Source organism: Oligoflexus sp. (genome assembly GCF_035712445.1).
Taxonomy (GTDB): domain Bacteria; phylum Bdellovibrionota_B; class Oligoflexia; order Oligoflexales; family Oligoflexaceae; genus Oligoflexus.
Genome location: NZ_DASTAT010000030.1, coordinates 15,370 through 29,151 on the forward strand (window position 1 = coordinate 15,370; position 13,782 = coordinate 29,151).

Here is a 13,782-nt window from a genome sequence, read left to right on the forward strand (position 1 = left end):
CGTGCTGCAAGTGACAGTGGAGCAGCAGGATCAACAGACCAGACTCATCCTGGCTGGGCCCATTGATGACCAGGCGGGACCCGCGCTGCGGGCTACGCTCCCACAGATTAAAAAGCAGGTCCTGGTTAATTTTTCTCAAGTGGAATATTTCAATTCCTTGGGTATCCGTACCTGGGTCAACTTTCTGCGCGTCCTGAGGGACGGTCGCCAGGTAGCTTACGAACACTGCCCGATGGACTTTCTGCAGCAGATCAGCATGACGCCGGCTCTGTCGCAGGGGGTTGAGATCCAGTCCTTTCAGGCGGATTTTGAGTGCAAAAGCTGTGGTTTGGAAAAGACCATAGGCTTCACCTGCAAGGTTGGCAAGGCGGTCCTGAGAAAGGAGATGGAGCGGCAGGTCTGCGAACGCTGCGGTTCGGATCTTTCGCTTCAAGAGGATATCGAATCCTTGCTCTTATTCCTGAAAGAATAGTCCCTTGCCTTTTGGGACTTTTGACAAAGATTTTCCGAGGGATGGGTCTCGCTCAAGTCCGTGGACAAGGAGCCGATGCTTCATCAGAGGATGGAGCATGAAGCACTGTACGATCAAGTGGTTGGCCCAGAACGAAGTCGCAATAGCCGGCATCGTTGACGAGTACGCGGATTTTTCCGAGTTCGTTCGTTGCGCGCAGAATACGCTGATCGTGGACTTCGCTGAAGTGACACGAATGAACAGTTCGGGCATACGCAGCTGGATCCAGACCATCATGAAGCACAAGATCAAACTCGTTCTGCGCAACTGCTCGTCCGTCGTCGTGGAGCAGTTTTCCATGATTCCCGAATTCGTCGGTAAGAATGGATATGTCGAATCGTTTTTCGTCCATTATCATTGCGTGTCCTGCGAATATGAAACGCGCAAACTTTTTGTACCCGGACGTGATATCCAGATCTGCGAGTCACCTCAGGTGGATTCCCGGCTTCCCGAAGCCTGTCCGAAGTGCGGTGATGTCGTCGAACTGGATCATAATCCAGATATCTACTTCGCCTTTTTGCGTTTCATGAAGCCGCGCCAGGTCTCTTGATCGCGACTCTTTTTAATTCCTATGATCCAACTTTGTCTTTGTTCATCTCAGCGTCTGAGATCATCGCAGAGATCTTTTTTGATCTTAGTGATCTTCGTGAATCTCAGTCGTGTCGCCCTTCGCTTTAGACCTGCTAAACTTGTGTACGCCGTTTAGATACACATGTAACTCACTGAATTTTAAGAATTAAAAGATGTTAAGAAAATATAGCGCCCACCGTGGTCCGCGCTCATGCTTGGCACGAGCTCTGCAATATATCGCTCGTGTTGGAAATTGCTCCTCGACTCAATAAACTCTAGGAAAGGTATTTCGTATGAGCATGGTAGGAAATCTTGCTAAAGTACTCGCCCCCGCCGCGCTGCTGGTTTCGTCTGTTTCTTTCGGTAACATCCTCGTTCCCGCAGAACCTGTCACGATCAAGAGCATCAAAGTCAACGGTACTGGCTGCCCGCTGGGAACCGTGGCTCAGAATATCTCGGAAGACAAACAAGCTTTCACGCTGACCTTCTCGGAATTCATCGCAGAAACAGGCCCAGGCCTTTCCCCAGCCAACTCCCGTAAGAACTGCGTTGTGACCGCCACTCTGAAAGTTCCTGTGGGCTGGCAGTATTCGATCGGTAGCTTCTTCTACCGTGGCTTCATGGGTCTGGACCAAGGCATCCGCGCAACTCACTCGACCTCGTACTTCTTCGAAGGCCAAGGCCGCACGGGTACTTTCTCGGCGACCAAAGAAGGTCCTTTGAGCGAAGATTTCGTCTTCACAGACAAGATCGGCCTCCAGTCGTCCGTAATGCCTGACACCTGGTCGGATTGTACCAAAGAACGCGCATTGAACATCAACACTTCGATCCGCGTATCGAACGTCAACGCTTCTGCGTATCCCAACGCTCAAGGCTTGATCACCAACGACTCGATCGATGGCGAAATCAAGCAAGTCTTCGGTCTGACCTGGAGACGCTGCCAGTAATGGTTGAGGTGAGGGTAGGCTGAAAGGTCTCACTCACTGTCGCCCTTGCCTTTTTGGGCAAGGGCTTTATTGTTTCAGATTTCCTGTCGCTCCTGTCCGATGTGGCAACTGCTGGTCCAATCGGCGAAGGGAAATATTCTCTGGTCGCTGTTATAGGTCAGGAACAGCCAAAGATTCCTGGAATAGTTGGTCAGGTCCACGCTGAAGGCATAAAGATTCTCAAGGCGTTTCTGAAACAGGAGCTGCGCGAAGAACTGCACCAGCATGATCGCGATCAGGATCGGCTGCACCAGCGAATAGAACGCCAGGAAGAGCACCAGCATGGGCACCGCCCGCCTCCACGTTTCCACATTCTTAACATTGTTTATGATGACTTCCGGATTCATGGGCTCGCCCTCCCCATTTCGTCTTTGAAATTAAAGTAAAACGTCACGCGACCATCCAGAGTCCTGGCGATCGGAAATTGCATGCGACCGAGTGCGAAGTAGAGGCATTCGACGACCTTTTTGCTGTTCAAGGTCCCGCCGCTGTATTTGATGCTCTGCAGGGCGCCGTCACCGCTATTCACGCGAAAACGAAAGCTGATCTGCCCCTGCAGCGATCCATCGCGATCGAGCTGATCCATGTAGCAGGTCCGAAGGTCCAAATCCTGGGAAGCCAGGGTATTGACGATGCTCTTGGAAAAGCGCTGGTCCTTGCCCAGATCGACCTTGTAATGCATCGAGATCTGCCTTTGCGTGGAAAAAGCCGCGCGCGCCTCATTCCCCGAGCTGAAGTCATCTTCGGACTTGGCGAAGAGTTCCGAGCCACCGAGTTTTTTCTGCACCTTCTGCGAATAGGCGTCCATCACACCGGCAAAGGCATCGTGCTGAAAGCTGTTCACGAATTGATCCGGCGCCGGTTGAAAGAGCGCCAGCAGCGCTTTGCCCTGGCCCGGCGACAGCACGAGATTCCCAAGGTTGGAAAGGATCAGGTGCCGGATGAAAATCTGCGGCTTGCCCTTGCTGATCCAAGTCCGCGTCAGTCCCACGTTATCGTTCAGACTTAACTTTTGAACGATATAATTGCCGGCCGGAATCTTCCAGACCCGCTGCTGCCCTGTAGTATCCGTCCCCAGGGGCTGACTGACCAGGTATTTTTTTCCCGTATTCACTTCATGCAGATGCAGGAACACGTTGCTTGTGATGAAAAGACCCCGGGCATTTTTCTTGAAGCCCTGCAGGCGAATTTTGACATAAAAACCCCCGTAGTCCTTGGGCAGGAATTCACCGCCCCAGGACTCCAAAGGCGTATAGAGATCCTCGGCAGGTGCCAAGGGGACCGACAGAGTCAGCCCCAGGATGAAAGAGATGATAAACTGGAGTTTCAAAAATGGGTCCCCTGACGCGGGAATGTCAAAGCCTGCTGGCTCGATCATAGCATCCGTGATATGGGCAAATGTTTCTTGAGGAGACGAGCGGTCATGATCATTTCAGAACTCTATCGCTATCCATTGAAGGGCGGCCATGGCGAAGCACTGCCCGAAACATCCGTTCTGGGGACGGGCTTTCCCGATGACCGGCGCTGGGTGCTGGTCGATGCCCAGGGTCGATTTTTAAGTCAGCGCGAGCATGCGGCCATGGCCTGGATCCAGACCCAGGTGACCGACGCCCTGCATTTTCAGTTTCGGGATCAAAAGCTGACCGTGCCGCGGGCCACGGGCCGGGAAAAAGTCCGTCCCGTCACGGTGTGGTCGGATACCGTGGACGCCTGGGATCTTGGGGACGCGGCGGCTGCCTTTTTTTCAGGCATCCTGCATAAGGACGTTCGCCTGTGCGAAGCGCGGCCGCAGCATGAACGGCACGTGGAAAGGAAATACACGGACGATCACGCCGTGGATTATCTGTTCGCCGATGCTTTTCCCTATCTCATCATCAGTCAGGAATCCCTGGATCTTTTGAACAGCAAGCTTTCCGCGGCTGGTGAAACGACCTTGACCATGGATCGCTTCCGGCCGAATATCGTGATTCAGGGCTGGCAGGCCCATGCCGAGGATCAGGTGCAGACGCTGAACATCGGCGGTCGCGTGAAACTCCGTTTGAGCAAACTCTGCAGCCGCTGCAATGTGACGACGATTGATCAAAAAACCACGGAAACCGGCGTCGAGCCGCTCAGGACCCTGGCGAGCTATCGCAAACTCGGGACCAGCAAGATTTTCTTTGGAATGAATGCTTGGGTTCTATCAGGAGCTGGCGCTACGATTCAGCGCGGCGATACCGTCACCATCGAGGCTTAGGGAAGTTTCCCCTTCCGAAGAAGGGGATGATCAGCCATGGGATTTGATCAGTCGCGGGGCACAACAAGGAAAGTCTTGTTGTATTCCACGATTTCCTCGTCCGATTTTTTCACTGTATAGGAACCGCTCGGCAGAGTCAGAGGCGCGACGTCTTCCACCGACAGTCGCGCTTTGGTCCGACGATAGGTATTGCCATCGACTTCCATGCGGGGAAGGTTTTCATCCGCCGATTGCCTTGGACCGGTGCTTCCACCAAATGTCGAGGCCGTAAGTTCGCTGACCCATGGGGTCGCGAGCAGAACGGCTGGAGCCAGGAATTTCAAGAGAAGTCTTTGCATGAGTCACTCGCTGTTATGGAGATGGGGCCTTGGGATTCAACACAGTACTGACCACTACGGTTGCAACGCTTTGCGAACCCCGGCAGTTTTTGTCATCCAGAATGCTCTGAATGGATTTTTCAGCCAAGGTCATCACTTCCTGAAGCTTTTCGATCCCCTTGTCATTGAGTCCTTCAATGCGCAGAGATGTGAAATTGCCCATTTGATCGGATCGCTCGCGATCGAAAAGATCCAGAACATAACCCATCCACCGTAAAACACGTTCGGGGTTGGGATCAAAGAAATAATCCGCCGTGAGCTTCACGCGCTCTTCGTGACGGCAGAGTATTTCCGCATCAATCAGTGATTGTATGGCCCGCGCTGCGCGCGTTCCCATGATGGCTTCGAGTTCCTTGCCATCAATGCCTCCATCCGGGCAACTGAGAGCCACGGCCAGCATCGCTTCTTTCGACGAAATCGGATCCAGTTTCTCGTTCGGGAAAAAGCGGAAGGGTCGTTCCAAACCGAGGCGCGCTTCCGGAAAAAAATCCTGCACGGCCTGTCGGGTTTCTTCGGGACTCATGATCACGGAGGCGAGCTGCAGGAGACTTTGAAGATTGGCTTCGCCATCACCAGACGCAAGTCGGCGTACCGTACTGTAACCCAGCCGACTCCTTTCTGCTAAATGGAGCAGGGTATGGCGTCGACTCGCCTCTGTCCATGCGGTGATCTTTTCCCGCAAAAATGACCTAAGATCCACCGTGTCGTCCCCCCGCGTGGCCTGGCTATGATGCGCGATGTTCTGTGACCGACGCTAATCGAGCCTGGGCCGCTTGTCAAGCCATGGTGATTGAGTGGGCCGTTTCAGTACGTTCGAGGGAGGCCACGACAGGCATGGGTTCCACGGCCTTGCAAAAAGTTGAACGACCGAAAGGTGAGGAAGTATCAAGCGAGTTAAGCTTCCGGCGATTCAATCCTGGGGATCAGGTCGTGCGAGGATTAACCTGTCGCTCGATCAGCGGCCTCTTTTGAACTCTTTGCCTAAGGAAACGGATGATGCGATGGTTAAAGCTGAGCGGGCTTCTGATGCTGCCTTTGATCGTGGCCTGTCGAGCGGGGAACCCTTAAATTTCCAGGGTTTTGAGACATATCGTAGGCATCTGAAAGCCGCCTGCGCATCCCTGGAACGGCCGCCTTCGGTCAGGGCCGCACCTTTCATGTCAGCACAATCGGTGGTTGGCTGCCGGCCGTGGCCTCGGGGCATTGGGATAATCCTCTGAGGCGTAGCCGCAATGGGTCGTCACGAATAACTATGTGCATGAGAGCAGGGGAAATGGCTCCATTTGGAGGATAGGACTGTGAGTGGCCGTCAAGACAGGACCGACCGTCGGTCCGATCTGAACGCAGCGGCCTGTGAGACGCCCTGAATTTTCAGGCGGCCTGGCCCGCACAAAACTGTTCATTCAGGGTCAGAATCAGCTCGAAGCTGACGAATTCCGGATCGATCACATCTTTGGAGAGAAGGCGCAGAGCCACGGTGCCCTTGCCTTTTTCCACATATTCCTTCACCGCATTCATGCCGACCCCGCGACCGGAAATATCGCTCAGCTCCGCGCTGGTGCTGAAGCCCGGCTCAAAGATGCAATAGGCGATATCCTCGAGAGTCATGGCGCTCGACTTTTGAATAAGACCTCGCTCCTGGGCCAGACGACGAATGGCCCGCACATTCAGGCCGCGTCCATCATCACGATAGCGAATGCTGAGCCTATCCTCTTCCATGCTGACGCTCACTTCAATGCGGCCTTTTTCCGCCTTGCCCATCTTCACGCGTTCGGCCGGCGTTTCGATACCATGATCCATGCTGTTACGAATGATATGCAGGAAAGCTTTGCGCACGAAGTCCTGGCCCTCGGTCGACAGTCGGATACTATGGTCCTGAATGATGATATCCGGGCACTCCTTGCGGAGATCCCGCGCCAGCATCTCTGCATGAGAGAGGACCTCACGGAAAACGGTTTCCGCGCGGACAAACGTCAGATCCTCCAGGGTTTCCCGGAAAGGTTTCACCTGCACCTTCAGACCCGCGGGAACCTCCTGCTCAACACGTTGCAAGGTCTGATGCAGCCGGCCGATGAAACGAAGCGGCAGCTGCACCGCATCCGCAGAATCACGGCCCAGCTTGCCCTGATTCAACTCCTGATAATGGTCCACCAGACCTTGAATATGGTCCGTGGCGGCCAGGAGCACGTCGCGATTCCAAGGACTGTCCTTTTTCATCATGGCCGCCAGTGTTTGTTCCAGCTCATGGATTTTCGGCGTAAGATTCTTCAACTGCAGCGCCCGCGCCGAACCCTTGATGGTGTGCATATTGATAAAGAGGATCTTCAGAACCTCGCGATCCCAAGCCGGGTTGACTTTTAAAAGCCGCGTGCATTCCGCTAGGAGCGAATGCGATGTGCTCATGAAAATACTGAACTGCCTGGGCGGAACATCGAGGATTTCGCCGATCAGCTCCAGTTCCTTGGATTTCTCCGCAGTCTCGCGTTCCAGCTTCTTCAGAGCGGTCACGTCTTTCATGATCACCAGGATCTTCTCGGTCCGGCCCTGATGATCCAGGACTGGATTCCAATCAAGCTGCAGGATGCGTTCGAACTCTTCCCGATGATAGACCAGCTCGCTGGGAAGAAGGTGGCTATTCATATCAAAGGCAATGCCTTCTTCATCCAGGCAACTCTCCAGGGCATTCTGCACCTGGCTCTTCATCTCTCGCGTGGCTGCGGCGCCGTGGAAGAGAAGCTCCACAATCGAGCGCTGCGCGACCTCATCCGTATCAAAAATATTTTTTACACAGTCCGAATGGGTTTCCGTAATCAAAAGACCGGGTTTACGGACAGCCACGATCCCTATCTGGATATGCTTGAGAATGGACCGGATTTCTCGGGTCTGTTCATCCACCAGCCGCTCCAGATTGTTCTTCAGCCCCAGAACCTTATCATGCTCCCGCTGCAGATCCTCATTCAGATGCTCGATGCGTTCGAAGGCGACTCTTTCAGTCACGCGCATTTTATCGGCTATGGCCAGGGACAGCAAAACGACCTCGACGACTGATCCCATCAGAACGCCCCATTCGACCACGAAGGTTGCGGGCATGCTGCCTGTGAGCATGGCCATGCGCAGAAGGTTGGCCACGATGATGACCGACCATGCGAGGGTGAAGAAATAAGCAGGACGGAAACGCTTGAGGGAGCAGACGATGCCGCAGCTTAAAGCGAAGACCGAGGCCAAGAGTCCACCGAAGACCGAAAGTTTCGCGCCTGTATTATACGAAAAAAAGCTCGCCACCGTCGTGGCGAGGATCAGGATCAGACCCAGCATGGAAAAGCGCATGAGCCAGGGATGCCGCTTTGGAAGCGAGAGGAAAAAAATGGGAAAAAGAAGGGCCATCAGGGTCGTGCTGTTGGCAATCAAAAGATAGCCATCGTTCATGAGCCAAGCGGTTGCCTTCAGGTGATGAGTCACAAGGCCCGTTACGATCATGAACTGACCGATGACGGTGAGGATAAATCCGATGTAAAGAAGAAAGGTGATGCGCCGCAGATGGATCCACATGAAGAAATTATAGAGGGCCATCACACCCAATATGCCGAACATCGTATAAAGGAAGGAGTATTCCGTGGTCTTCTGCTCATGGAAGTTGACTTCCGAGTGAAGATCTATATCAAAGATCACGCTGCCCTGGCTTTTGATGCGGATCATGAGGGTCGAGTCCCCGGAAGGCACTGTGAGTTTGAACGTCGGCAGCCGGTAGGAAACCTCCTGATGTTCGGCCTCGATCTTGTCGCCAGCCACTTCATGCTGCAGGATGCGGCCGCTCGAATCGAGCAGCCAGACGTCGATCTGATCCACGAGAGCATAGCCTTCAGTCATATGAAATGCCCGCGGCTGCTCATTCAGATTGCGCAGCGGGATGCGGGCCCACCAGTCTGATTCAGAAAAGCCAAAGTTGGGGGTCTTTTTCGTGAGCGGAGCAAAGCGCGCGTGAAACTCAGGAGAGCCAAGGTCGCTGTCGGAAAATGAGCGCCCGGCATCTTCAAAAAACCAGAGTCGGCGATTCAGATCGTAAGTCCCCCCCCGCTCATCGAACGTGAGCTGGTCTTGAACCGCGATTTGACCCTGGATGGGGGCAGTCCAGTTCATCAGCAGAATGAAAAATAGAAGTCGCTTCAGCATGGTTTGCTCTCCATCCCCAAGCTATCGGCAGGTTCGGGAAGGAGAGAACGCGGCGGCTGGCATTCAAACGATAAGGTAAAGAAGTTTTCGCGTGCAGCTTTTCGCAGAGCGAATCGCGGGTGACTGGCCGGTCACCCGTTCCGGTCAGAGGAGTTCTCTTTCAAAGTTCGCACTGTGAGTTTCAGGGAGTTTATAACCTTCGCGAATGCCATCCAGGATGTCCGTGATGGCCTTGGCGGTATAGTCACGGGTCAGGAAATCCACGCGGAAATCCCTGACACCCAGCTCCATCAGACGACTGCGGTGATCCGAGACGGCAAAGGCTTCCTTGCCGAAGACGATGGACTTGCAGCTTTCATGAGCCACGAAAAAGCGTTCACCTTCATCGTTTTCGATTTCAAGAGTCCGGTAACCGCAGACGGATGCTGTGGGGCAGCCGTGATGCAGGGCGGTCAAAGAGCAGGCTTCGGCAATGAAAAGCGGCGTGTCCTTATAAAGGATCACCTGCGGCTGAGCGTTTTCAGGCCAGTTGCGGAGTTTCGATCTTAGGCTGGGAAGATCATCTTCCACCGAAAGGCAGATGCGCTTCACATGCTCTTCAGTCAACGTGAGTGCGGCCTCCGTGTTCAAAGCGTAAAGGGTGAAGTCTGAAGCCAGATCGCAGTCCTCGCGCCTATAGCCGGCCTCGTCCAAAAGCTCCAGAGCTCCCAGGTTTCCGACTTCGAAGCAGGGAGTGCGGCCATCGGTTTGAAAGACGCGCAGCCAGGGTCGCAGCAAAGGCTCATCCCAGGCCCGGATTACGGTGGGAAGGGCCAGGCGAAGCTGAGCGCCCATGGCATCGGCTACGGACGTGAGCTGGGCGTAAGCGGAATCGACGGAAATCTTTCCAAGGAAAGCCCGCTTCGGTTCAAAAACGACTTCATCCACGGAAAAATCGGGATGAGCGTCCGCATAGGACTGAAGGATCGGCAGATAATCGAGCCGATCTATTTTGATTTGATAGCGGGCGGAGGTGACCGCTTCCAGACGGCGACGCCTGGTGTGGAGGCTGCTGTTGGCTGCATCCATGGAGCTTTGGGTAAAAGCGGGAATGCTGGGCCCAAGCAGTTCGGAAGCCTGTTTTTTCAGCTGTTTCAGAAGGCTTTTCGGCACGAACCAGTCCCAGTCGCCTGTGAAAGCGAGCGAGGCGGAGAGGACTTCCGCTTCGCCAAAAATCGCGAAGAGTTCGGCCAGGTCTTTTTTCAGACGTGATTCATTTTTGGGTTTTTCCGCTGGGGCCGTCAGGGACGTTTCGAGCAGTTTCGCGGTCCCGAGATAGGCGGCCGCGCTCAGGGTGAGCTGATCACCTTCGGCCTTCGCAGCCAGTTTGAAATCCACAAGACGCAGCGGACGCAGCCGCGCATCATCAGGCGCCTGGCTGAGAGCTTCCGTATGACGCTTGAGCTCGTTCGAGCGAATTTTATAGATGAGATCGCCTGGCCTTGGCAGTTTCACATCATCGGGCACCTGAATGCGAACTTTTTCACCCGCAGCGGCTTCTGTGCGGCGCTGCTGATAGACGGTGAAATCACGCAGCGAGAACTGACATTCTTCGCCGGCCCATTTGCGTTTGGCCGTCTTGATGTTGGCCTTCACATCTTCGCCGTGCTGAGGCTTCGCATGATAGACATCCAGCGCGGGATCAATGCGCAGACCATCAAAACGTTCCAGCGCTTCCTGGGTGACGAATTCGATGGCGCGGCCTTCGATGCGGCCGACAGTACCGATCAAAAGACCTTTATGCGTGGGGTTGGCCAGGTCGATGACGTTTTCATGATAACGACCCTTCACAAAGAAGGTGGTCATGTCCCGATGAAAACTGAAGGCCATATCCCTTTGCCAATCGCGGGCTTCGTGCTGAAGGGGGCGCGGTGAAGTATCGCGGCCAAAGAGTTGATTCAGCTTATCGCGATAAAGTCCGACGCTGGTCGCGACGTACTGAGCGTCCTTCTTGCGACCTTCGATTTTCAAAGTATCCATGCCGGCCGTCACGAGCTTGTCGAGATCCTGGCTGGTATTGAGATCCTTCATGCTGAAAAGAAAGCCGTGGCCCGGTTCATTCAGAATTTTATAGGGCTTGCGGCAGGTATAGGCGCATTCACCGCGATTGCCGCTGCGGGCATCTTCGGCGCCCGAGAAAAAGCAGAGTCCGCTGTAGCTATAGCAGAGGCTGCCATGACAGAAGGCTTCGATCTCCACCAGCTCACGGGGAATTTCGCGACGAATTTTGCGAAGTTCCTGCGCAGTCAATTCACGAGCCATCACCACGCGGCGGAAACCGAGTTTGGAGGCGGCCATCACGCCGGCTGCATTGTGAACGGCCATCTGGGTCGAGGCATGGAGCCGGAGGTTCGGGAATTCGCGACGGATCAGGCGGGCCACGCCGATGTCCTGGACGATGACCGCTTCCACGCCGATCCATTGCAGTTCGCCCAGGTCCGCGATCAAACGCGGCAGCTCGGCTTCCTTCAGCAGGATATTGATCGTAACCAGGACTTTCATGCCGCGACTGCGAGCCAAAGGGACAAGGCTGCGCAGGTCTTCGAGCGTGAAGTTTTCCGCGCGCCCGCGGGCGTTGAATTCCTTCATGCCGAGATAGACAGCGTCCGCTCCCGCATTCAAAGCCGCAAAAAACTGCGCCCTTCCGCCTGCTGGAGCCAGGATTTCCGGCACGGGAAAATCGCTGAAATGTCCAGAGCTTGCTGGGGATGCTGAGGGTTCGTGAGGATGACTGATCTCTCGTGACATGGGAATACCTCGGATACGACCTAAGATGGCTACGGGATAGCAGGAATTGCAAGCCAAAGCCAGCAAATTAGGGGGAAAATGGCGCTATCGCAAGCTGGGGCCAGGGGGGAGGATCCGTCGGCCGTCCAGCGAAGGTCGACGGATCGTAAGGAAAGCTCCTCAATGAGCAGTTGTCGAATACAGGACCTCTGTCGAACCCGGGTCGGGCGCGACAGGGTTAGGTGCATGATTCACAGCGTGGACGACCACAACGCAAGTATACTAGCGTGTTCCGCTGGAATGAAAAGTTCGAACGGCAATCATTTGTAAAAAATCATCAATACACTTATTCCACCGCGACGGAACCGCCATGCCGGGAATCCGAGCCGCCGGACCACTGCTGACGTTTCTTGTCGTAAAGAACCGCCTGCACATCCCCAAACTGGAAGGTGCGATCCCCAAAGATATGACCCATGCCCTGCATGATTTTTTTGGTGTCGGGATTCACGCCGAAGGGTTCATGGAGAATGCGATCGGGCATCCATTGATGATGAATTTTCGGAGCGTCGATGGCGGCCTGGATATCCATGTCGAAGACGAGCGTATTGAGCGTGACCTGAAACACGGAGTTGATGATGGTGGGTCCACCCGGTGAACCCAGCGCAAGAATGGGTTTGCCGTTTTCCAAAACGATGGTCGGCGTCATCGAAGATAGGGGGCGTTTTTTCGGAGCGATGGCATTGCGATCACTCTGCAGAAGACCATACATGTTGGGTGATCCCGGCTTGCTCGAGAAATCGTCCATCTCGTTGTTAAGAAGGATTCCTGTTCCATCCGCTGTGACGCCCGAACCAAAACTCCCGTTCAGCGTATAGGTATTGCTGACGATCATGCCCTGCGCGTCCACCACCGTGTAGTGGGTGGTCTCCGTGCTTTCCTTATCTGAAAAATCCCCGGCTTTGATCTCCTGACTCGGCGTGGCCTTGGTCAGACTGATACCCGCACGACGTTTTGCAAGGTAGGCAGGATCGAGAAACTTCTGCAAAGGGTTCTGCACGAAATCGGGATCACCGAACCATTCAGCGCGGTCGGCGAAGGCGCGCTTCATCGCTTCGACAAGCAGATGATAGTAAGCAGCCGAACCGAAACCGAGCGAAGCCAGATCATCTTTTTCCAGCATGCCGAGCATGGCTAAGAGAAGCGCCCCGCCCGAAGAGGGCGGAGGTGCGGTAATGATCTGATAGGATTTATAGCGGCCTTCCAATGGCGCACGCTCGACGACCTTATAGTTTTTCAGATCATCGGCCGTGAGCGCACCACCACCTTTTTGAATGTCCTTCACCAGCTTCTGGGCGATCACGCCCGTATAAAATGCGCTTTCGCCCGCCTTTTGAATCTGCGCGAGACTCCAGCCCAGTTCCGGCTGAATGAAACGATCACCGACCTTGACGCCCTTGCCATCTTTCAGAAAAATGCGTTTGCTGCCCGGAAATTTTCCCAGGCGTTCTTTCCCAGCTTCGAGCATGGATACGAAGGACTCATCGGCAATGAAGCCTTCGACTGCAAGGCGACGGGCTGGCTCGATTACTTTTTTCCAGGGCAATTTCCCGTATTTTTTATGAAGGAGTGCCATACCTGCCACGGTGCCTGGAGTGCCCACCGCGCGGTAGCCCGTCGTCGAGGCTCCCGGAATCACATCGCCTTTGGCATCCAGATAAAAGTTTTTATCAGCTGCCGCGGGCGCTGTCTCCCGGTAGTCGATGAAGTTGGTCTTGCCGTCCTGGCTGCGCACCAGGGCAAAGCCTCCGCCGCCAAGGTTTCCCGCCGCAGGCCAGGTGACCGCAAGGGCAAAGCCCACGGCCACGGCAGCATCCGCTGCATTACCGCCCTGCCGCAGAATGCTGGCACCAGCCTCCGAAGCCAAAGGACTGACCGTGGCCACGAGTCCACGCGGACCCCAAACCGGCGCGCGTGAGGCACTTAAGCCAAGGCTGGGTTCGAGAAGAAAGAAAGGAAGAGTAATCCAAAGGACCAGGGTCGCCAGGATTTTATTGGGGGAAAATCCCGGACGCTTTTGAAGTTCATCCATGGCAGCATTCAACTCCAGATGGAAAGGCCGTTAACGAGCTTGCGTCAGGAGGGTAACCCAAAAGTCCAAGCGGCTGC

Annotated in this window: 11 protein-coding genes; 4 read left to right on the plus strand and 7 right to left on the minus strand. The window is 54.7% G+C overall.

Going from position 1 to position 13,782, the window contains the following annotated elements; genetic code table 11:
- The first annotated feature begins 1 nt into the window (after position 1).
- From VFO10_RS06615 to VFO10_RS06625, 3 genes are all read left to right on the plus strand, one after another.
- Positions 2–472 (plus strand): hypothetical protein, encoded by a 471-nt coding sequence (locus VFO10_RS06615; protein WP_325138303.1) that lies wholly within the window; start codon positions 2–4, stop codon positions 470–472.
- Between the two features lie 97 nt (positions 473–569).
- Positions 570–1,061 (plus strand): hypothetical protein, encoded by a 492-nt coding sequence (locus VFO10_RS06620; RefSeq protein WP_325138304.1) that lies wholly within the window; start codon positions 570–572, stop codon positions 1,059–1,061.
- A gap of 313 nt (positions 1,062–1,374) precedes the next feature.
- Complete coding sequence (locus tag VFO10_RS06625; protein WP_325138305.1) at positions 1,375–2,028, plus strand: DUF4360 domain-containing protein; 654 nt, start codon at positions 1,375–1,377, stop codon at positions 2,026–2,028.
- Positions 2,029–2,102: 74 nt separating this feature from the next.
- Here VFO10_RS06625 and VFO10_RS06630 read toward each other — a convergent pair whose 3' ends face one another.
- On the minus strand, positions 2,103–2,414 hold the full coding sequence (locus VFO10_RS06630; RefSeq protein WP_325138307.1) for a DUF4389 domain-containing protein: 312 nt from the start codon (positions 2,412–2,414) through the stop codon (positions 2,103–2,105).
- The gene (locus VFO10_RS06635; RefSeq protein WP_325138309.1) at positions 2,411–3,397 is read right to left on the minus strand and encodes an AgmX/PglI C-terminal domain-containing protein; all 987 of its coding nucleotides are present in this window, start codon (positions 3,395–3,397) and stop codon (positions 2,411–2,413) included. The genes VFO10_RS06630 and VFO10_RS06635 overlap by 4 nt, the downstream gene beginning before the upstream one ends.
- 93 nt (positions 3,398–3,490) lie before the next feature.
- Here VFO10_RS06635 and VFO10_RS06640 point away from each other — a divergent pair, with 93 nt between their 5' ends.
- A complete protein-coding gene (locus VFO10_RS06640; protein ID WP_325138312.1) occupies positions 3,491–4,303 on the plus strand; it encodes an MOSC domain-containing protein in 813 nt (270 codons plus the stop codon).
- A 47-nt stretch (positions 4,304–4,350) separates the two neighbouring features.
- On the opposite strand, the gene VFO10_RS06645 is transcribed toward VFO10_RS06640, so the two are convergent.
- The 5 genes from VFO10_RS06645 to ggt form a co-directional block, all read right to left on the minus strand.
- Positions 4,351–4,641 carry a hypothetical protein gene (locus VFO10_RS06645; protein ID WP_325138314.1) on the minus strand — a complete coding sequence of 97 codons (291 nt, stop codon included), beginning with the start codon at positions 4,639–4,641 and terminating at the stop codon, positions 4,351–4,353.
- 13 nt (positions 4,642–4,654) lie between these two features.
- Positions 4,655–5,380: a hypothetical protein gene (locus tag VFO10_RS06650; protein ID WP_325138316.1), complete on the minus strand. Its 726-nt coding sequence runs from the start codon at positions 5,378–5,380 to the stop codon at positions 4,655–4,657.
- 671 nt (positions 5,381–6,051) lie between these two features.
- Positions 6,052–8,850: a 7TM diverse intracellular signaling domain-containing protein gene (locus VFO10_RS06655; RefSeq protein ID WP_325138317.1), complete on the minus strand. Its 2,799-nt coding sequence runs from the start codon at positions 8,848–8,850 to the stop codon at positions 6,052–6,054.
- A gap of 144 nt (positions 8,851–8,994) precedes the next feature.
- Complete coding sequence (locus VFO10_RS06660) at positions 8,995–11,637, minus strand: peptidase U32 family protein (RefSeq protein WP_325138319.1); 2,643 nt, start codon at positions 11,635–11,637, stop codon at positions 8,995–8,997.
- A 325-nt stretch (positions 11,638–11,962) separates the two neighbouring features.
- On the minus strand, positions 11,963–13,705 hold the full coding sequence (gene ggt / locus VFO10_RS06665; protein ID WP_325138321.1) for a gamma-glutamyltransferase: 1,743 nt from the start codon (positions 13,703–13,705) through the stop codon (positions 11,963–11,965).
- Positions 13,706–13,782 lie beyond the last annotated feature (77 nt).